The following is a 20,392-nucleotide window of genomic DNA, read 5'->3' as shown; positions in this document are numbered from 1 at the left end:
AGTCTGGCAATCGGACACGAGCCCGGCTGTAACGGGGTGGGGTCAAGTCTGACATTCGGACACGAGCACAACCGTAGCGGGCGCTACGGTTGTGCTCGTGTCCGAATGTCAGACTTGACCCCAATGTGACGGCAGAGGTCGTGTCCGAATGCCAGACTTGACCCCACTGGGGGTTAGCGGTTGGGGACGCTGAACCAGTTGCCGGTGTTGTGTTGCTGGTCGTCGGGTTGCTTGCTGAGCGCGGCCGCGGCGCCCGCCAGCGCTTGCCGGCTGCGGTAGTGCTGCAGCGCGTCGGCCATCGCTTGTGCGTTGCTATCGACTGCCGCTGTGTCGGACTTGCACAACGCCGCTTGTGGCGCCGGCGCCGCAGGGACGTCGCTGGCGTAGGCGGCCATGGCATTGCTCAGGCCGCTCACTTGCTGTTGCAGCGTGGCCGCGACCGTGGCCGCGCTCTTCTGCGCCAGGAACCAGACGTCGGCGCTGGCGTGGCTGCTGCCGTCGGTGCCGGTGTAGCTCGATGTCAGGCCGACCATGTTGCCGTTTTGCTGTGTCAGCGCGTGGCCGGCGCTGGTGCTGATGGCGGCGATGCCCAGCTGGTCCAGCGTCTTCAATTCGCCGGCCTGGCTGATGCCGTCGGAGTTGCCATCCACCCACACCCGCAGCGCGCCGAAGCCGCTGTCGGCGCTGGTGATCTGGCCGTCGCCGTTGCTGTCGAGCGACTTGAGCGCGGCGTAGCCGTCGGCTGCCGTGCTGCCATCGGCCAACTTGGTGGCGCTGCCGAACAGTTCGCCGCCGTCGTTGATGAGGCCGTCGCCGTTGCGGTCCAGGGCCAGCAGGCCGTCGTGGGCGTCGACCCAGCCGGTGTGCACGGCCTTGCCTTCGGCGCGGATGTCGAACTGCACCCCGGCCCCGATGCCCAGCGTTTGCACGCCGTTGCCGTCCAGGTCCAGCACCAGCGGCGTGGCGTAGTTGGTGGACGAGGCGTTCAGCGCCATGGTTTGCGTGACCGTCATCGCCGCCACTTGCGTGCCGGTGAAGGCGTTGGCCTGCGTGACGCTGAGCGCGGTCAGCCCGGCCGTGGTGAGCGACGGCACTTGCGCCGCCGTGAACGCGGCGATCTGGTCGGTGGTGAAGACGATCAGCTGGCTGGTCTTCAGGCCGGCCACCTGGGCGTTGGTCAGGCCGGCGATCTGCGCGGTCGACAGGTAGCCGATCTGCGTGGCCGTCAGCGAGCCGAGCTGGCTGGTGCTCCAGGCGCCCAGCTGCGTGGTGCTGAAGGCGTTGATCTGGTCCACCGTCAGCGCGGCGATCTGGGCGTTCTTCAGCGCGGCCATCTGCGTGGTGGTCAGCGCGGCGGCCTGGGTGCCGGTCAGCGCGTTGAGCTGGGTCGAGCTCAGCGTCTGCAGCTGCGAGGTGGTGACCGCCTGCAGCTGGTCGGTGCTGAACGCTGCCATCTGGTCCACCGTCAGCGCGGTGATCTGGCTGAGCTTGATGCTGGCGACTTGCGCCGTGGTCAGCGCCTGGATCTGCGTGTCCGACAGCGCGGCCAGTTGCGTGGTGTTCAGGTAGCCGATCTGCGCGGTGCGCAGCGCGGCGATCTGGCTGGTGCTCAGCGAGAACATCTGGTCGGCCGTCATCGCGCCCAGTTGCAGGCTGGTCAGGGCTTGCATCTGCGCGGTGTTCAGGCCCACCAGCTGGCCGGCGGTCAGGCTGGACACTTGCAGCGTGCCCAGCGCGGCGACGTCGGCCGTCTGCAGCGCGCCGACCTGGTTGGTCGACAGCGCGGTCACGGCGTTGATGCTGAGCGCGGCGGCCTGCGCGGTGCTCAGCGCGGCGATCTGGTCGGTGCTGAGGACGTTCACCTGCGGCACGTCGATGGCGGCGATCTGCGCGGTTTTCAGGCCGTGGATCTGCGCCGTCGTCAACGCGACGGTCTGGTCGGTGGACAGGCCGGTGAACTGGCTGGCGGTCAGCGCGGCGACGTCCTGCGTGTCGAGCGCGGCCACTTGCGCGGTGCCCAGCGCGGCCAGCTGGCCGGCGCTCAGCGTCGGCATCTGCGCGGTGGACAGGCCGGTGACCTGGGCCGTGCCCAACGCGGCGATCTGGTCGGTGGTGAGGCTGCTGGCCTGGTCGGTGGTCAGGGCGGCGATCTGCGCGGTTTTCAGCGCGCGGATCTGGTCGCTGCCCAGCACCAGCAGGTTGTCGAGGCTGAGGCCGTACGCCATCTGGGCGGTGCTAAGCGCGGCGATGTGGTCGGTGTCGAGCGCGGCCACCTGGTCGGTCTGCAAGCCGTAGGCCAGCTGGCTGGTGCTGAAGGCGGCCAGCTGCGCCAGGCTCAGGGCGTTCAGCTGAGCGGTGTTGAGCTCGCTGACCTGGGCGGTGGTGAAGGCGGCGACTTGGCGTGTGCTCATCGCGTTCAGGTCCACCGTTTCCAGCGCGGCGATCTGGCTGGAGGTCAGCGCGGCGACCTGCTGCGTGGACAAGGTGGACGCCTGCGCGGTGCTCAGCGCGACGATCTGGTCGGTGGTCAGCGCCTGCACCTGGGCGGTGCCCAGCGCGACGGTCTGCGCGGTGCGCAGCGCGGTGATCTGGTCGGTGGTCAGGGCGGCGATGGCGTCGCTGCCCAGGCCGTAGGCCAGCTGTGACGTGCCCAGCGCGGCGATGTGGGCGCTGTCCAGCGTGACCAGCTGGGCCGTGCTGAGGCCGTTGTTGATCTGGCTGGTGGTCAGCGCGGCCAGCTCGGCCGTGGTCAGCGCGTTGAGCTGATCGCTGCCCAGCGCGGCCACCTGGTCGCTGCCCAGCGCCACCATCTGGCGTGTGCTGAACGACGACAGGTCGGCTGTTTCCAGCGCGGCGACCTGGGCCGTGGTGAGGGCCGCCACCTGGCGCGTGGCCAGCGAGCTGGCTTGCGCGGTGGTCAGCGCGGCGATCTGGTCGGTGTTCAGTCCGCTAACGATCTGGTCGGTGGTGAGCGCCGCCAGTTGCGCGGTGCCCAAAGTGGCGAACTGGTCGGTCAACAGCGCCTGCAGCTGGTCGCTGCCCAGCAGGACGACCTGGGCGGTGGTCAGCGCGGCCAGGTCGGCCGTTTCCAGCGCGGCCACCTGGTTGCTGGTGAGCGCGGTCAGCTGCACGCTGTTCAGTGCGCGCACTTGCGCGGTGCTCAGCGCGACGATCTGGTCGGTGGTGAGCGCGCCGAACTGCGCGGCCAGCAGGTGGTTGACGGCGCTGGTGCCCAGCGCGGCGAACTGGTCGGTGCCCAGCGCGGTCAGCTGGTCGGTGCTCAGCGCCGGCGCTTGCACCGAGGTCAGCGCGGCGACCTGCGCGGTGCTCAGCTGGCCGAATTGCGCCGACGTCAGCGCGGTGATTTCCTGCGTGGTCAGGCCGGTGAAGGCGCTGGTGGACAGGGCGTTGAGCTGGTCGCTGGTCAGCGCGGCGAACTGGGCCGTGCCGAACGCGGCCAGCTGGTTGCTGCGCAGCGCCACGAAGTCCTTGGTGCTGAGCGCGGCGATCTGGTTGGTGCTCAGGCCGCCGATCTGCAGCGTGCTCAGCGTGCCGACCTGGGCCGTGCCGAGCGCCTGGATGTGGTCGGTGCTGAGGGCGGCGATCTGGCCGCTGCCCAGGCCAGCGATCTGCGCCGTGGTCAGCACGCTCACCAGGTCGGTGGTCAGGGCGGCGATGTTGGCGCTGCCGATGCCGGCGATCTGCGCCGAGCCCAGCGCGACGAAGTCGGCGGTTTCCAGCGCGTCCAGCTGGTCGCTGCTGAGGGCGGCCACTTGCGCGGTGCTCAGCGCGGCCACCTGCAGGCTGCTCAGGCCGACCATCTGGTCGGTGGTGATGGCGCCGAACTGGCCGGCGTTGAGCGCGCCGATCTGCGTGCTCGACAGCGTGGCGAAGTTGTCGGTGCTGATGGCGGCGATCTGGTCGCTGCTCAGCGCGTTCAGCTGGCGGGTCGCCAGGTTGTCCACTTGCAGCGTGGTCAGCGCGGCGATCTGCGCGGTGGTCAGCGCGGCGGCCTGGGCCGAGGTCAGCGCGTCCATCTGCGCCGTGGTCAGGTTTTGCAGCTGGTCCATCGTCAGCGAGATCAGCTGATTGGTGGTCAGCGCCTGCACCTGCGCGGTTTTCAGCGCTTGCAGATCGTCGGTGCTGAGCGCCTGCAGCTGGTCGGTCGACAGCGTCACCAGCTGGCTGCTGCTCAGTGCGGCCGCCTGCGCGGTGGTCAACGCGCCGATGTGGGCCAGGTCCAGTTGCGAGATCTGCAGCGTGCTCAGGGCCAGGATCTGGTTGCTCAGCAGGGCGGCCAGGTCGGGCAGCTCGATCGCGGCCAGCTGGTCGGAACTGAGCGCGGCCAGCTGGGACGTGCCCAGCTGCGCGTACTGTTGCGTGGTCAGCGCGATGATCTGGTCGGTGCTGAGGGCGCGGAACTGCGCCGTGCCCAGCGCGTTCAGTTGCGCCGAGCCCAGGTTCTGCAGCTGGTCGGCGATCAGGACGTTGAGCTGGTCGCTGCTGAGGGCTGCGATCTGCGCGGCCTTGAGCGCGTCGAGGTCGTCGCTGCCCAGGGCCTGGATTTGCGCCGAGCTCAGCGACAGCAGCTGGTTGGTGGTCAGCGCCTGCGCCTGCGCGGTGGTCAGCGCGGCGATGCGGTCGGCCGCCAGCGCCTGCATCTGGTTGGTGCTCAGCGCGGCAACCTGTGCGGTCTTCAACGCGGCCAGGTCTTCGGTTTCAATCACGGCTACTTGCTGCGTGGACAGCGCGGCCACTTGCGCCGTGCCCATGGCCACGAATTGCTGCGTGGTCAGTTCGACGATCTGGTCCGAGCTCAGCGACTGGATCTGCGCGCTGCCCAGGGCGTTCAACTGGGTGCCGCCCAGGCTCTGCACCTGGGCCAGCGCCAGCGCGGCGATCTGGTCGCTGCTGAGCGAGGCGATCTGCGCGGTCTTCAGCGCCAGGATCTCGTCGGTGCTCAGTGCTTGCACCTGGTCGGTGGTCAGCGCCTGCACCTGCGCGGTGGCCAGGCTGGACGCTTGCGCCGTGGTCAGCGCCTGCACCTGGTCGGTGGTCAGCTGCTGGATCTGCGAGGTCTGCAATGCCGCCAGTTGCGCGGTCTTCATCGCGGCCAGGTCTTCCAGTTCCAGCGCGCGCAGCTGGTCGCTGCTCAATACGCTGACGCCGGCCGTGCTCAGGCTGCCGATTTGCTTGGTGGTCAGCGCGACGATCTGGTTGGTGCCCAGCGCGGCGATCTGGTCGGTGGTGAGGCCGCCGATCTGCGCCGGCGTCAGCGCCTGGATCTGGTCGGTGCTCAGGTTGTTCAGCATGCCGAGCGCGCTCAGCTGGGCTGCGGTCAGCACGGCGAAGTCGGCCGTGCTCAGCGCGCCGATCTGGTCGGACGACAGCGAGGACAGCTGGGCGGTCGACATGGCGCCGACCTGGTTGCTGGTCAGCGCCATGATCTGGTCCGTGCTCAGCAGCGTGACCTGGGCGGTGCGCAGCGCGTTGATCTGCGCGGTCTTCAGCGCGGCGATCTCGTCGGTGTTGAGCGCGGCCAGCTGGCCGGCGCTCAGGGTGGCGATCTGGCCGGTGGCCAGCGCGCCCACTTGCAGCGTGGTCAGCGAGGCGATCTGCGCGGTCTGCAGGCCGAGGAATTGCGCTGTGCTCAGCGAGGACAGCTGGGCCGCCGTCATCGCCTGCAGCTGGTCGGTGCCGATGGCGTCAAGCTGGTCCGTGCTCAGCGATTGCAGCTGCGCGGTGCGCAGCGCGGCCAGGTCTTGCGTTTCCAGCGCCTGTACCTGGCCGGTGGTCATCGCCGTCAGTTGCTGCGAGGTCAGGCCGGACACCTGGGTGGCGGTCAGGCCGGCGATCTGGTCGCTGTTCAGCAGGACGAACTGGTCGGTGCTTAGGGCCGCCACTTGCAGCGTCTTGAAGGCGGCCAGGTCCTGGGTTTCCAGCGCGGCCAGCTGGGTGGCGCTCAGCGCGCGCACCTGGGCCGTGCCGAGGTTGGCGGCCTGCTGCGTGCTCAGCGCAACGATCTGGTCGCTGGTCAGCGCCTGGAACTGGGCGCTGCTCAGGGCTGCCATTTGCGTAATGCTCAGGGCGCGGAACTGGTCGCTGCCCAGCGCTTCGAGCTGGTCGGTGGTCAGCGCCAGGATCTGCACGGTGCGCAGCGCGGCGATGTCGGCGGTGGAGAACACCTGCAACTGCGCGGTGCCGAGCGCGGCCAGCTGGCGCGAGCTCAGGCTCGATACCTGCGTGGTGGTCAGCGCGGCCGCTTGCGCGGTGCTGAGGCTGGCGATGATGTCGGTACCCAGCGCGGCGAACTGCGCGGTCTTGAGCGCGGCGAAGTCCTGGCTTTCCAGCGCGTTCAGCTGGTCGCTGCCGAGGGCGGCGATCTGCTGCGTGGTCAGGTTGCTGACCTGGGCGGTGGTGAGCGCGGCCAGCTGGTCGCTGTTGAGGGCGGCGATCTGCGCGGTCTTCAGCGCGGCGATCTGCGCGGTCTTCATCAGCGACAGGCCTTGCGTGCCCAGCGCCACCATCTGGTCGCTGCTCAGCAGGGCGACTTGCGCCGTGGCCAGGCCGGTCACCTGCGCGGTGCTCAGGTTGGCGATCTGCGCGGTGGCGAACGCGGCCAATTGGGCGCTACCCAGCGCGGCCAGCTGGGCCGTGGTCAGGGCTTGCACCTGCGACGAGGTCAGCGCGTTCAGGTTGTCGGTGCCGAGGCCGGCCATCTGCGAGGTCTTCAGCGCGGCCAGGTCGCGCGTTTCCATCGCGGCGATCTGGCTGCTGCCCAGCGACAGCAGCTGGCGCGTGCTCAGGCTGCCGACTTGTGCGGTGGTCAGCGCGACGATCTGGTCGCTGCTCAGCAGGCTGATCTGGTTGCTGCCCAGCGCGGCCAGCTGCGATGTTTTCAGCGCGGCCAGGTCGTCGGTGCCGATGGCCAGCAACTGGTCGCTCGACAGCACGGCGATTTGCTGGCTGCCCAGGTTGCTGGCCTGGGCGGTGCTCAGCGCGGCGATCTGGTCGGTGCTCAGCGCGGCCAGCTGCTTGCTGGTCAACGCGGCCAGCTGCTGGGTCTTGAGCGCCTGCAATTGGACGGTGGTGATGGCGGCCACGTCGGACGTGGCCAGCGCGACGACCTGCTGCGATTTGAGCGCGGCCAGGTCGGCGGTTTCCATCGCGGTGATCTGGTCGGTCGACAGCTGTGCCACTTGCTGGGTGGCCAGCGCGCCCGCTTGCAGCGAGGTCAGCGCGATGATCTGGTCGGTGGTGACGGCGGCCAGCTGGTTCGAGCTCAGCGCGTTGAGCTGGCTCGATTTCAGCGAGGCCCAGTCGGCCGTGGTGAGCGCGGCCACCTGCTCGGTCAGCAGGTAGCCGATCTGGGCGGTGCTCAAGGCGTTCACTTGCGCGGTGTTCAGCGCGCCCAGCTGGGCCGAGTTCAGCACGCGGATCTGGTCGGATGTCAGCTGCGTGATCTGCGCGGTTTTCAGCGCGGCCACCTGGCCCACGGTCAGCAGCGCGATGGCCTTGGTGCCCAGGCCCAGCAGCTGGCTGGTCTGCAGCGCGGCGAAGTCCTGGGTTTCCATGGCGTTGAGCTGGTCGGTGCTCAGCGCGTTGAGCTGGCCCGGCGTCAGCGCGCCGGCCTGGGCGGTGGTCAGGGCGACGATCAGGTCGGTGCCCAGCGCGGCCACCTGGGCCGTGGTCAGGGCGATGATCTGCGCGGTCTTGAGGGCGGCGAAGTCCTGCGTCTCCAGCGCGTTGAGCTGGTTGGTCGACAGCGCGGCGATCTCGCGCGTGCTGAGCGCGCCGGCTTGCGCGGTGGTCAGCGCGACGATCTGGTCGGTGGTCAGCGCGGCGATCTGGGCGGTGGTGAAGTTGCTCAGCTGGATGCTGGCCAGCGCGGCGAACTGCGCCGTGGTCAGCGCGGCCACGGCGTTGCTGCTCAGCGCGGCGGCCTGTTGCGATTTCAGCGCCACCAGGTCCTGCGTTTCCATCGCGGCCACTTGGTCGGTGGTGAGCACGGCGATCTGCTGGGTGGCCAGCGAGGCCACTTGTTGCGAGCCCAGGCCGACGACCTGGTCGGTGGTCAGCGCGCCGATCTGGGCGCTGCCCAGCGCGGCCAGCTGGGCCGTTTTCAGCGCGGCCAGGTCGCGGGTTTCCATCGCGGCCAGCTGGCTGGTGCCCAGTGCGGCGAGCTGGCGCGTGGTCAGCGCGCCGGCTTGGGCCGTGGTCAGGCTGACGATCTGGTCGGTGTCGAGCGCGCCGGTCTGCTGGGTGCCCAGGGTCGCCACCTGCGCGGTGGTCAGCGCGGCGACCTGGTCGGTGCCCAGGCTGCGGATGTTGTTGGTGCTCAGGCCGCCCAGTTGCTGGGTGCGCAGCGCGGCCAGGTCCTGCGTGGTCATTGCGGCGAGCTGATCGCTGCTCAGCGCGGACAGTTGCAGCGAGCTGAGGGCGTTGGCTTGCGCGGTCTTCAGCGCGGCGACCTGGTCGGTGCTGAGCGCGGCGATCAGGCTGGTGCCCATGGCGGCCAGCTGCTGCGTCTTGAGCGCGGCCAGGTTGGCGGTGCTCAGCGCGCCCAGTTGCGTGGTCGACAGCGCGGCCACCTGCTGCGAGGCCAGGCCGCCGATCTGGGCGGTGCTCAGCACGGCGATCTGGTCGGTGCCGAGCGCGGCCAGTTGCGCGGTCCGCAGCCCGCCCATTTGCAGCGAGCTCAACGCGGCGATCTGATCGGTGCCCAGCGCGGCCACGCCGCTGGTGGACACGGCGGCGATCTGCTGCGTGCGCAGCGCGGCCAGGTCCTGCGTTTCCATCGCGGCCAGCAGGGTGGTGCTCAGCGCGGCCAGCTGCTGCGTGGCCATGCCGGCCGCCTGCGCGGTGCCCAGGCCGGCGATTTGATCGGTGCCCAGCGCGTTGATCTGGGCGGTGGTGAAGGCCGCCACCTGCGCGGTCTTCATCGCGGCCAGGTCGCGGGTTTCAATGGCAGCCACCTGGTCCGAGCTCAGCACGATGATCTGCGCCGTGCCCAGCGCGGCCACCTGGGCCGTGGTGAGCGCGACGATCTGGTCGGTGGACAGGCCGCGCAGCTGGCCGCTGCGCAGTGCGGCGATCTGGGCCGTGGTCAGCGCGGCGACCTGGTCGGTGCTCAGCACGGCGGTGCTGATGGTGTTCAGCGCGTTCAGCTGCTGGCTCTTGAGTGCGGCGAAGTCCTGGGTTTCCATCGCGGCCAGCTGGGTGCTGGACATCTGGCCCAGTTGCAGCGTGGTCAGCGCGGCGGTCTGCGCGGTGGTCAGCGCGACGATCTGGTCGGTGCTGAGGGCGGCGAATTGCTTGGTGGTCAGCGCGGCGATCTGCGAGGTCTTCAGCGCGGCGAAGCCGTCGGTGCCGAGCGCGGCCAGCTGGTCGCTGCCGAGGGCGCTGATCTGCTGGGTCGCCAGGTTGCTGCTTTGCGCGGTACGCAGCGCGGCCATCTGCGTCGTGGTCAGCGCGCCCAGCAGGCCGGTGCCCAGCGCGAGCAGCTGCTGCGTGCCGAGCGCGGCGATGTCGTCGGTGTCGACGCTGGCCAGCTGGTTGCTGGACAGGGCGGCGATCTGGCGGGTCTGCAGCGCGGCGGCCTGGCTGCTGGTCAGCGCGACGATCTGGTCGGTGCTCAATGCGCGCACCTGCGCGGTGTTGAGCGACACCAGCTGGGCGCTGCGCAGCGCGGCGATGTCGCCGGTGCCGACGATGGACAGCTGCTGCGTGCCGAGCGCGGCCAGCTGCAGGGTCGCCAGCGCGGCGAACTGGTCGGTGGTAAGGCCGTTGACCAGCTGGTTGGTGCTCAGGCTGACGATCTGGCCGGTGGTCAGCGCCGCGATCTGTTTGGTGGTGAGGCCGTAGCCCAGCTGCTGCGTGGTGAGCGTCTGCAGGTTCTGGGTGGACAGCGCCCGTAACTGGCTGGTGCCGAACGCGGCCAGCTGATCGGTGCTCCACGCGGTCATCTGCAAAGTGGAAAGCAGCACGATATCCGCAGTCGTCAGTAAAGCGATCTGATTGGTCTGCAGGCTGGCGATTTGGTCGGTCGTTAAACCAGGTACGAGTGATGGCATATGAAATAGTCTCCTTACGGAAATATATAGTACCGCCAAACGATGTCATACAGTAAGGAAAGGGGGAAAAGTAGTGTAAATCTTGGTCTGAAAACAATGACTTAGCGCGCGTTCTGTCATCAGGATGTCATCAATTCCCAGGACCAAAGTAAGCATTTAGGAAACACTGTAAGATCATGGCTTGCGATTCCACCTGAGCCTCCCTGCCATGCTGCTGACTCCCGCCACATTTGCCCCGCTGATCCGCCCCCAGGATCATGACGATCCATTAACTTTCGTGTTCCACCGTGGAGAGTTGCTTTTGCGCAACGAAATCCTCGGCCTGCCCGACCGCGAGGCGGTGGCGGCGCTGAACCTGCCGGCCGAGCGCTTCCACGCGCTGGGCCTGTGGGAAGGCCGCTACTACCAGCTGGCGTGGGTCGACCAGCCGCAACTGCCGGGGCCGGAATACGGCTATCACGGCCTGCGCTCGCTGTTCGGCGTGGTCGACGAAAGCTTCGTGGCGCTGGCTGCGCGCGCCAGCCAGCTGGCCGAATGGGCGCGCACCCACCGCTACTGCGGCGTCTGCGCCACGCCGATGCGCCAGCTCGAAGGCGAGCGCTGTTACCAGTGCCCGAACTGCGGCATGAGCGCCTATCCGCGCATCTCGCCGGCCATGATGGTGCTGGTGCGCAAGGGCGACCAGGTGCTGCTGGCCATGCACGCCAACGCCCCGTACAAGCGCTACACCGCGCTGGCCGGCTTCCTGGAGGCGGGCGAGTCGATCGAGGAGGCGGTGCACCGCGAGGTGTACGAGGAGGTCGGGCTGCGGGTGCACAACCTGAAATACTTCGGCAGCCAGTCGTGGCCGTTCCCGCATTCGCTGATGATCGCCTACACCGCCGAGTACCTGGACGGCGAGATCCGCGTCGACCAGAACGAAATCGCCGACGCCCGCTGGTTCGGCGTGGACGACGAATGGCCGGACATGACGGTCACCGTATCGATCGCCGCCGAGTTGCTGAACGCCCACCGGCCAAAGCGACAGTGAACTGTGACGGAGTAAACGATAGTGCCTGCCGCGCGGAGCGCCACGCATGGCGGAAGGAGTTCGCCCTTGCAAGGGCGAGCCGTTGCGCGGGCGCGGGGCTCCGCCCCACGAAGCCCCCGCTGCACCGTTGCAAATGCTCGCAATAGCTCGCTATTGCTGCGCTTTGCGCCTTGCCCTGCGCGCCGCCCGCGCGTCCTGCCCTACCGTTTCCTCCGCCACAGTCCACTTGCCGGTAGCTTGCCGCGGATTTCTATATACTGTCGGCAATCGTAAAAAAAAGGTGTTTCATCATGTCTCAAAAAGAATTTTCGGAAGGCGACTGGCGTCGTCTGATCGCCAGTTTCGGTGAAGATCCCGACCGTCCGGGCCTGCTGGAAACCCCGGCCCGCGTCTCCAAAGCATGGAAACACTGGACCTCCGGCTACGGCCAGGACCCGGTCGAGCTGCTGAAAGCGTTCGAAGACGGCGCCGAGCAGTACAACGAGCTGATCGTCGTGCGCGGCATCCCGGTCTACAGCCACTGCGAGCACCACCTGGCGCCGTTCTTCGGCAAGGCCACGGTCGGCTACGTCCCGAACGGCAAGATCGTCGGCCTGTCCAAGCTGACCCGTCTGGTCGACTGCTTCGCCAAGCGCCTGCAAGTGCAGGAACGCATGACCATGCAGATCGCCAACGCGCTGATGGAAGTGCTGGAACCGAAGGCGGTCGGCGTGGTGGTCAAATGCCGCCACCTGTGCATGGAAAGCCGCGGCATCCGCACGCCGGGCGAAGAGACCGTCACCTCCGCCATGCTCGGCGAGCTGCAGCCCAACCTGGCGATGCGCACCGAATTCCTGGCGCTGGCACGCGAGTCCTAAGCGGCATGGCGGCGATCGCATGGCAGCACGGCGGCCTCGACGCCGCCTTTGCATTGGCGGCCGCGCAGCAGCGGCCGTTGTTCCTGTACTGGGGCGCGGTCTGGTGCCCGCCCTGCAACCGGGTCAAATCCGAAATCTTCGCGCGCGACGAGTTCATCTCACGCTCGGCCTCGGTGGTCTGCCAGCAGCTTGACGGCGACAGCGCCGGCGCGCAGGCGCTGGGCGCGCGCTACGGCCTGCGCAGCTATCCGACGCTGGTGCTGTACGCGCCGGACGGCCACGAAATCACGCGCCTGCCGTGCGAGCTGGACGGCGAGCTGTTCACGTCCGCCTTCGACACCGCGCTGGCCGTGCACGCGGCCGGCTCGTGCGCATCGAGCGCGCTGGCTGCGGCCTTGTCCGGCGAGCGCAAGCTCAGCGCCGGCGAATGGTCGCTGCTGAGCCATTATTCGTGGGACACCGACGAAGGCCGCCTGCTGGGCACGCTCGCGCTCGCGCCGACCCTGCTGGCGCTGGTGCGCGCCTGCGACGACGCCGACGCCGGCGCGCGCCTGCAACTGCACGCGCAGCTGGCTACGGCCGGCAAGGACATCGACGCCGAAGCCAACGCCGCGTTGTTGCTGAAGGTATTCGCCGACGCGCGGCTGGCGCGCGCCAACATGGACATCCTCACCAACAGCGGCATCAACCTGATCAAGTACGCCACGCGGCGCGAAGAACTGGTGGCCGCGCTGGGCGCGACCGCCGCGCAATGGGCCGACGACTTCTGGCTCGGCGCGCCGGACCGCCTGATGGCGGTGCGCCTGCAAATGCGTCTGGGCCGACTGCTGGCGCCGTCGCAAGGCTTGCAGGAGCGGGTGCGCGAGCGGGTGGAGCAAGCGCTGGCGGAGTCGACCGATCCATACGAACGGCACACGCTGGTCAACACGGCGGTGAGCGCCCTGAACGACGCCGGCCTGTCGGCGCAGGCCGAGCAAGTGCTGCTGGCCGAATTGCCGCGATCGCATTCACCGTACTACTTCATGCTGAGCCTGGCCTCCAGCGCCAAGCGGCGCGGCGACACGGCGGCCGTGCTGGACTGGTACGGCAAAGCCTGGCAAGCGGCGGTAGGACCGGCAACGCGTCTGCAATGGGGCGTCACCTACCTGAGCAGTTTAATGGAACTGGCGCCGCAAGAAAGTACCCGCATCGAGCAAGCCCGCGAAGGCCTGCGCGCCGACATCGCCCAAGCCGGCCCCGACGCCCACCAACAACGCAACCAGGCCCAGCTGCAAAAACTCAATTGGGGTCAAGTCTGACATTCGGACACGAACTCTGCCGTTGTATGGTGGGGTCAAGTCTGACATTCGGACACGAACTCTGCCGTTGTAGGGTGGGGTCAAGTCTGGCAATCGGACACGAGCTCAGCCCTTGTCCCTGCGCTCCAACGCGGCGACGGCGCGGCTTACCGTTTTGACCGAGACGCCGAAGTGCTCGGCGATTTGCCGCATCGAAAACGCGGTGGAGCGGTAGGCTTCCGCCATCGCGAGATCGCGCGGGTACCGCAATGCGTACTCGCCAAGCGACATCGCCAGCGCACGCCGCTGTACCCGCGCGATTTCCACCGATCTGGATTCCTTCGCCGATTCGCGGTGCTGCGCGATGAACCCGGCATCACCCAATATGCACCGGAAGCGCACCTGCTTGAGCGGACTGTCCGCGTGCATGCCGGCCATGACGAACTGGTGATAGGCAAGCCGCGCCGCCATCTGATCCTGGCCGAAGCAGGCCAGCAGCCAATTGGTCGCCAGCCAAGCGGCCGCCGGGGCCTCCCCAGTCATCGCGCGATAGCTGCTCCACTCCCAGTCGCCGGGCGCGCACGCCATACCTGCACGCACAGGATTCAGAACGATATAGCGCGCCAGTTCGCGCAGGTAGCTCTCCTTTTGCACGAGGATGGCGTGATATCGGCCCTGCATGACGTGCCCGGCCAATTCGTGGCGGCGGTTGTAGTACTGCGAATACGCGCTGTTCAACTGGCGCATGCCTTGCCCGAGATTGCCTTCAGGCGTTTCGACCAGCACGTGGTAGTGGTTCGCCATCTGGCAAAACGCGTGGACGACGAAATGAAAGCGCCCGCATACGCGTTCGATTTCCGCGAGCCAGGCCAGGCGATCGATGCGATCGCGAAAGATGCGTTCACGCCGGTTGCCGCGGCAAGTGACGTGATAAAGCGCACCGGGGAATTCGAGTCTGAGTGGACGGGCCATCGCCACAATGTAGCGGTTGCTTGGCGGCGCGGCGCTGACGCAGCGCAGAAGTCGTCACAGTCCCGGCCGCCAGATACGGCAGAGCTCGTGTCCGAATGCCAGACTTGACCCCAATAATCTTCAGCAGAGCTCGTGTCCGAATGCCAGACTTGACCCCAATAATCTTCAGCAGAGCTCGTGTCCGAATGTCAGACTTGACCCCAAATTCAGCGCTTGAATTCGGCGTTGTCTTTCCATTGCGGGCGGTCTTTGCCTTGGGCGACCTGGTAGCCGGCTTTGAACAGCAGTTCGATGTCTTCCACCGCGCCGCTGGTGTCCCATTTGGCTTGCACTGTGTCGTTGACGGTGTGGTACTGGTGCGCGCTGTAGTTGAGCAGCTTCTCGCGGCCGTAGCCTGCAGCCTTGCCGATGAAGTTGGCGCTGCTGCGCAGATACACCACCGGCACCCCACCCCTGGCGAACTCGAACTGGTCGCCGCGGTAGAAGCTGCCGTAGTCGGCGTTGCTGTCCGGCCGCACGCTGCGCCCCTGCCCGCGCGCGATGCCGATCACCAGATCGTCGGCGCTGGATTTGCCCATGCCGCTCAATTCGACATCCCGCGTGCGGCCCCACATGTTCAGGCCGTCCACGTTGATGTCCAGCAGCGTCTTGTTCAGAGGATAGGCCGGGTTGCGCGCGTAGTATTGCGCGCCCAGCAGTCCGCGCTCCTCGGCCGTGGTCAGCACGAACACGATGGTGCGCTTGGGCGCCACCGGCAACGCCTTGTACGCGCGCGCGATTTCCAGCAGCGCGGCGACGCCGGTCGCGTTGTCCATCGCGCCGTGGAAGATCTGCTGCGTGCGCGGTCCCGGCAGCGTGTCGTCGATGCCGAAGTGGTCCCAGTGCGCGCTGTAGACGATCGCTTCGTTCTTCAGCAGCGGATCGGAGCCGGGGATCCGCGCCACCACGTTGTGCGAGCCCACCTCGCGCCACGCGTTCAACACCGTGACGTTGAGCTTGACGCCCAGCGGCACCGGCTTGAAGTTGCGCGACAGCGCCTGCTGCTTGAGCGCGTCGAAGTCCTGGCCAGCGGCCTTGAACAGTTCGCGCGCGCGGTCGCCCTGCAGCCAGCCGGGGATGGCCGGGAACAGCGGATCGGGCGTCTTGCCCTTGATGGCGAAATTCTCGCGGCCCCAGCTGTTGCGCACCACGTCGTATGGATAGGTGGCCGGCTTGGTCTCGTGCACGATCAGCGCGGCGGCCGCGCCCATCTTGGCCGCCATCTCGAATTTATAGTTCCAGCGGCCGTAGCGGGTGGTGGCGCTGCCGCCGAACATGGCCGGGTCCAGCAGCTTGGGATGCTTGGGGTCGGGCAGCTGCGGGTCGTTGATCAGCATGACCAGCGTCTTGCCCTTCAGGTCGGCGCCCTTGTAGTCGTCCCACTGGAATTCCGGCGCTTGTACGCCGTAGCCGACGAACACCAGCTCGGAATTGGCGACTTCGATTTTCTTGTCGGTGCGCGCGGTCCACGCCACGTAGTCGTCGCCGAAGGTCAGCTGCTTGCTCTGGCCGTCCTTGATGTAGCTCATCGTCGGATGGCTGGAGATGGCCACTAGCGGTACCGGCTGCAGATAGGTGCCGTCCGGGTTGCCCGGCTCCAGGCCCATTTTCTTGAACTGCTGTTGCAGGTATTCGATGGTCACGGTTTCGCCGTGGGTACCCGGCGCGCGGCCCTCGAACTCGTCGGAGGCCAGCGTGGTGATGTGCTCCAACAGGCGTTCGCCGTCGATGCGCGGCGTCGCCGCCTCGGCCGGTTTTCCGGCCTTGGGCGCGGCGGCCAGGGCGTGGCCGGTGCTTAACGCCAGCAGCGCCATCGACAGTAGGTATCTCATTTGGAAATGATTGCTAAGAGGGAAGCCCTTATTCTGACACATTTTGTTGCTCAAGAACACTAGCAAGCCAATCGACAACCACACGTACCCGTGGCGACAGGTGGCGGTTGTGCGCATACACGATGTTCAGCGGCAACGGCGCCGGTCGCCGTTGCGGCAGCACCTCCTCCAGTTCGCCCGATGCCAGCAGCGGCGCCAGGCTCTGGCGCGGCATCTGGATCAGGCCCAGGCCGGCCAGGCAGCAGGCCAGATACGCGTCGGTGCCGCTGACCGACACCTGGCTGCGCATCGGCAGGGTGCGTTCGACGCCGTCGGCGTCGACGTATTCCCAATCGAGGTCGCGCCCGCTCTGGCTGGAAAAGAAATTGACCGCCGTGTGCTGGTGCAGGTCGTCCAGCGTTTGCGGGCGGCCGTGGCGCGCCAGGTAGGCGGGCGCGGCGACGTTGACTTGTTCCATCGCCGCCACACGGCGCGCCACCAGCGTGGAATCGCGCAGCGTGCCGCCGCGCACCGCGCAGTCGATGCCTTCGCCGACCAGGTCGACGTAGCGGTCGGTGGAACCCAGCCGCAGCTGCAAGTGCGGATGGCGCTGGCAGAACGCCGGCAGCGCCGGGATCACGTACAGGTGCGCCAGCCGCTCCGGCAGGTCGATCCGCACCGTGCCGCTGAGCAGCCTTCCGTCGCCGGCGAACAGGCCGTTCAGGTTGTCGAGGTCGTTGAGCAGGGCGGTGCAGCGCTCCAGGTATTGCGCCCCCTCCACCGTCAGGCTGACCTTGCGCGTGGTGCGCTGGAGCAGGCGCACGCCCAGTTGCTGTTCGATGGCCTGCACGGCGTTGGTGACGCTGGGCTTGGGCAGGTCCAGCCGCTCGGCGGCCTGCGTGAAACTCTTGCAGTCGGCCACCGCCTGGAAAATCTGCATGGCCTTGAACTGGTCCATGATTGTTATCTCTGATCGAATAAAGTAATAGGATTTACCGTATTTATTGCTGATATCGATAATAGCATAATGGCTCCACTCGCTAACCACCCTGGAGATTTCATCATGCAAACACGCAAACTTGGCCGCACCGGCCCGCAAGTCGCCCAGCTGGGCCTGGGCCTGATGGGCATGTCCGACCTGTACGGCCCGGCCGACCGCGGCGAAAGCCTGGCCACCATCCGCGCCGCCATGGACGCCGGCGTCACCCTGCTCGACACCGGCGATTTCTACGGCATGGGCCACAATGAAATGCTGCTGGGCGAGGCGCTGGCCGCCGGCGGCCGCGATGGCGTGCAGATCAGCGTCAAGTTCGGCGCGCTGCGCGATCCGTCCGGCAACTGGGCCGGCATCGACACCCGCCCGATCGCGGTGAAGAACTTCGCCGCGTATTCGCTCAAGCGCCTGGGCGTCGAGCACATCGACATCTACCGCCCGGCCCGGCTCGATCCCAATGTGCCGATCGAGGACACGGTGGGCGCCATCGCCGAGCTGGTCCAGGCCGGCCGCGTCAAGCACATCGGCCTGTCCGAGGTGGGCAGCGAGACCCTGCGCCGCGCCCACGCGGTGCATCCGATCGCCGACCTGCAGATCGAGTATTCGATGATCTCGCGCGGCATCGAGACCGGCATCCTGCAGACCTGCCGCGAGCTGGGCATCGGCATCACGGCCTACGGCGTGCTGTCGCGCGGGCTGATCAGCGGCCACTGGAGCAAGCAGCGCGAGGGCGAGGCCGACTTCCGCGGCCTGGCCAGCCCGCGCTTCCAGGGCGAGAACCTGGACCGCAACCTGGCGCTGGTGGAGAAGCTGCGCGCCATCGCAGGCGAGCTGGGCGTGTCGGTGGCGCAGGTGGCGATCGCCTGGGTGGCGGCGCAGGGCGAGGACATCGTGCCGCTGGTCGGCGCCCGCACCCGCGTGCGGCTGGAGGAGGCGCTGGCCTCGACCAAGGTCAAGCTGTCGCCGTCCGACCTGGCGCGGCTGGAGCAGGCGGTGCCGCCCGGCGCGGCGTCCGGCGGCCGCTACGACGACCACTCGACCTCGGTGCTGGACAGCGAGAACAGCTGACCTATCGGATAAATGGATGAGTTTAAGCGGATATTTGCGCTTTTATATCTGAAAAATAAATCCTACTATGACTCCATCGACGACACAAAGCCGGTTGGCACCCAGGACTGGGTGCCACACTTAATCTGACAAGGAGCATCACATGAACGCCAAATCCATCATCGCATCGGTCTCCCTCCTGCTTGCCGCTGGCGGCGCTTTCGCGCAGGGCCCTGTGGAGCAGAATGAAGTCACCGCCGACATCGCCAACGCCAAGCCGGTCGCCAGCACGGTCACCCGCGCCCAGGTCAAGGCTGAAACCATCGCCGCCATCCAGGCCGGCGAGCTGGAGCGTAACGAAGTCACCGGCGACATCGCCTACCAGGCGGCCCACAGCGGCAAGACGCCAAGCGTGGAAGCGCGCCTGGCCGCCAAGTCGGTCAAGGACCGCAGCGTTCAATAAACACCAGCCGCAGTCTCCCGGCGGGCGCCGCGATGCAGATCGCCGCGCCCGCTGTTTTTTTAGTGCACATATGCAAATAAACGACAGTGTCTAGGACACAATTCAGGTATTCTGATTGCCATAAGACAATACGGAGACCCGATACCATGAATAAGTTGTCCTTCCAACAGAAGCTCTGGGTACCGTTGATTTGCAGCCTGCTGTGCATCACCGCCATCTTCATTTACCAGACCCTGCAGATGCGCGACGTGCGCATCGAGGAACGCCAGATCGATCTGATGAATCTGGACGACGCCGGCCTCAGCATCCTCAAGCTGTACGGCGAGAAGGCCAGCTCCGGCGCCATGAGCAAGGAGGAGGCCCAGAAGCAGGCCACCGCCCTGATCCAGGCGCTGCGCTTCGGCAAGGACGGCTACGTCACCATCACCCAGGGCACGCGCTCGCTGATGAATCCATTCAAGATGGAGAACAACGGCAAGGACATGGCCGATTTCAAGGACCCGAACGGCGTCTACCTGTACCGCGACATCGCGGCGGCCGGCGCCAGGCCCGAGGGCGGCGGCTTCGTGCGCTACTCGTGGATCCGGCCCAACACCAAGGAGCCGGTGCCCAAGATGAGCCGCGTGGTGCACTTCGCGCAGTGGGACTGGGACCTGGTCACCGGCGCCTACATCGACGACATCGACAACGCCTTCTACGCCTCGCTGTACAAATCGGCCGGCGTGCTGGCGCTGGTGTGCATGGTGCTGTGGGCCATCGTCAGCGTGGTCAACAAGAGCCTGCGCCACACCATCGGCGGCGATCCCGAGTATGTGGGCGACATCGCCCGGCAGATCGCCGGCGGCGACCTCAGCGCGCACATCAAGACGCATGAATCCGACCGCGCCAGCATCCTGTTCGGCATGAAGTCCATGCAGGCGCGGCTGGCCGACACCATCGGCGAGATCCGCCGCAGCGCCGACACCATCGCCACCGCCTCGGGCGAGATCGCCTCGGGCAATATGGACCTGTCGGCCCGCACCGAATCGCAGGCCAGCTCGCTGGAAGAGACGGCCGCGTCGATGGAGGAGCTGACCTCGACCGTGAACCAGAACGCCGACAACGCGGTGCAGGCCAACCAGCTGGTGATGTCGGCCTCGGCGGTGGCGGAGAAGGGCGGGCGCGTGGTGTCGCAGGTGGTGCAGACCATGGACACCATCAACGCCTCGGCCACGCGCATTGTCGACATCATTTCGGTCATCGACGGCATCGCCTTCCAGACCAACATCCTGGCCTTGAACGCGGCGGTGGAAGCGGCGCGCGCGGGCGAACAGGGCCGTGGATTCGCGGTGGTGGCATCCGAGGTGCGCAACCTGGCGCAGCGTTCGGCCGGCGCGGCCAAGGAGATCAAGGAGTTGATCAACGCCTCGGTGGACAGCATCAACGCCGGCAGCGCGCTGGTGGCCGAGGCCGGCACGACGATGGATCAGGTGGTGGCCAGCGTCTCGCGGGTCACGCAGATCATGTCGGCGATCACCGAGGCATCGAGCGAGCAGAGCACGGGCATCGGCCACGTCAACATGGCGATCACGGAGATGGATTCGGTAACGCAGCAGAACGCCGCGCTGGTGGAACAAGCCGCCGCGGCGGCCGGCAGCATGCAGGAGCAGGCCGGCCGCCTGGCCGAGCTGGTCAGCCGCTTCAAGCTGGAAGGCGAAACCGCCGCCGCCTCCAACCGCTCAAGCCGCCTCGCCCTGCGCTAAACAAAATTGGGGTCAAGTCTGACATTCGGACACGGCCTCTTCCGTAGCGGGCCCGCTACGGAAGAGGCCGTGTCCGAATGTCAGACT

At 67.2% G+C, this 20,392-nt stretch carries 10 protein-coding genes; 6 read left to right on the top strand and 4 right to left on the bottom strand.

Annotated elements, in window-relative coordinates:
* Nucleotides 1–173: 173 nt before the first annotated feature.
* Complete coding sequence (locus tag ACUJB0_RS30425) at nt 174–10,073, bottom strand: SPM autocatalytic domain-containing protein (protein ID WP_444848533.1); 9,900 nt, start codon at nt 10,071–10,073, stop codon at nt 174–176.
* A 208-nt stretch (nt 10,074–10,281) separates the two neighbouring features.
* On the opposite strand from ACUJB0_RS30425, the gene nudC reads away from it, so the two are divergent.
* The 3 genes from nudC (at nt 10,282) to ACUJB0_RS30410 (ending at nt 13,258) form a co-directional block, all read left to right on the top strand.
* On the top strand, nt 10,282–11,103 hold the full coding sequence (gene nudC, locus ACUJB0_RS30420; protein ID WP_444848532.1) for an NAD(+) diphosphatase: 822 nt from the start codon (nt 10,282–10,284) through the stop codon (nt 11,101–11,103).
* A gap of 290 nt (nt 11,104–11,393) precedes the next feature.
* Nucleotides 11,394–11,960, top strand: a complete 567-nt coding sequence (folE, locus tag ACUJB0_RS30415; protein ID WP_161084190.1) for a GTP cyclohydrolase I FolE — start codon at nt 11,394–11,396, stop codon at nt 11,958–11,960.
* A gap of 5 nt (nt 11,961–11,965) precedes the next feature.
* Entirely contained in the window at nt 11,966–13,258 is a 1,293-nt protein-coding gene (locus ACUJB0_RS30410) for a thioredoxin family protein (protein WP_444848531.1), read from the top strand.
* 105 nt (nt 13,259–13,363) lie between these two features.
* Here the strand turns inward: ACUJB0_RS30410 and ACUJB0_RS30405 are convergent, their stop codons facing one another.
* From ACUJB0_RS30405 to ACUJB0_RS30395, 3 genes are all read right to left on the bottom strand, one after another.
* Nucleotides 13,364–14,209, bottom strand: coding sequence for an REP-associated tyrosine transposase (locus ACUJB0_RS30405; RefSeq protein ID WP_444848530.1), 846 nt, complete (start codon nt 14,207–14,209; stop codon nt 13,364–13,366).
* Nucleotides 14,210–14,415: 206 nt separating this feature from the next.
* On the bottom strand, nt 14,416–16,080 hold the full coding sequence (locus ACUJB0_RS30400) for a M20/M25/M40 family metallo-hydrolase (RefSeq protein WP_444848529.1): 1,665 nt from the start codon (nt 16,078–16,080) through the stop codon (nt 14,416–14,418).
* 28 nt (nt 16,081–16,108) lie between these two features.
* A complete protein-coding gene (locus ACUJB0_RS30395) occupies nt 16,109–17,017 on the bottom strand; it encodes a LysR family transcriptional regulator (RefSeq protein WP_444848528.1) in 909 nt (302 codons plus the stop codon).
* A gap of 105 nt (nt 17,018–17,122) precedes the next feature.
* Between ACUJB0_RS30395 and ACUJB0_RS30390 the strand changes: the two genes are divergently transcribed.
* From ACUJB0_RS30390 to ACUJB0_RS30380, 3 genes are all read left to right on the top strand, one after another.
* Nucleotides 17,123–18,121 carry an aldo/keto reductase gene (locus ACUJB0_RS30390; RefSeq protein WP_444848527.1) on the top strand — a complete coding sequence of 333 codons (999 nt, stop codon included), beginning with the start codon at nt 17,123–17,125 and terminating at the stop codon, nt 18,119–18,121.
* A 142-nt stretch (nt 18,122–18,263) separates the two neighbouring features.
* On the top strand, nt 18,264–18,563 hold the full coding sequence (locus ACUJB0_RS30385) for a DUF4148 domain-containing protein (RefSeq protein ID WP_444848526.1): 300 nt from the start codon (nt 18,264–18,266) through the stop codon (nt 18,561–18,563).
* A gap of 146 nt (nt 18,564–18,709) precedes the next feature.
* On the top strand, nt 18,710–20,305 hold the full coding sequence (locus ACUJB0_RS30380; RefSeq protein ID WP_444848525.1) for a methyl-accepting chemotaxis protein: 1,596 nt from the start codon (nt 18,710–18,712) through the stop codon (nt 20,303–20,305).
* Nucleotides 20,306–20,392 lie beyond the last annotated feature (87 nt).

Origin of the sequence: Duganella caerulea (genome assembly GCF_040362985.1) — a bacterium.
GTDB lineage: Bacteria > Pseudomonadota > Gammaproteobacteria > Burkholderiales > Burkholderiaceae_D > Rugamonas > Rugamonas vulcania.
This window is presented reverse-complemented; position numbering and strand designations above follow the sequence as displayed.

Bases quoted from the DNA above. Each gene is read 5' to 3' on its own strand.
- folE (WP_161084190.1), top strand. From the start codon at position 11,394: ATGTCTCAAAAAGAATTTTCGGAAGGCGACTGGCGTCGTCTGATCGCC.
- ACUJB0_RS30395 (WP_444848528.1), bottom strand. From the start codon at position 17,017: ATGGACCAGTTCAAGGCCATGCAGATTTTCCAGGCGGTGGCCGACTGC.
- ACUJB0_RS30390 (WP_444848527.1), top strand. From the start codon at position 17,123: ATGCAAACACGCAAACTTGGCCGCACCGGCCCGCAAGTCGCCCAGCTG.
- ACUJB0_RS30410 (WP_444848531.1), top strand. From the start codon at position 11,966: ATGGCGGCGATCGCATGGCAGCACGGCGGCCTCGACGCCGCCTTTGCA.
- ACUJB0_RS30405 (WP_444848530.1), bottom strand. From the start codon at position 14,209: ATGGCCCGTCCACTCAGACTCGAATTCCCCGGTGCGCTTTATCACGTC.
- ACUJB0_RS30385 (WP_444848526.1), top strand. From the start codon at position 18,264: ATGAACGCCAAATCCATCATCGCATCGGTCTCCCTCCTGCTTGCCGCT.
- nudC (WP_444848532.1), top strand. From the start codon at position 10,282: ATGCTGCTGACTCCCGCCACATTTGCCCCGCTGATCCGCCCCCAGGAT.
- ACUJB0_RS30400 (WP_444848529.1), bottom strand. From the start codon at position 16,080: ATGAGATACCTACTGTCGATGGCGCTGCTGGCGTTAAGCACCGGCCAC.
- ACUJB0_RS30425 (WP_444848533.1), bottom strand. From the start codon at position 10,073: ATGCCATCACTCGTACCTGGTTTAACGACCGACCAAATCGCCAGCCTG.
- ACUJB0_RS30380 (WP_444848525.1), top strand. From the start codon at position 18,710: ATGAATAAGTTGTCCTTCCAACAGAAGCTCTGGGTACCGTTGATTTGC.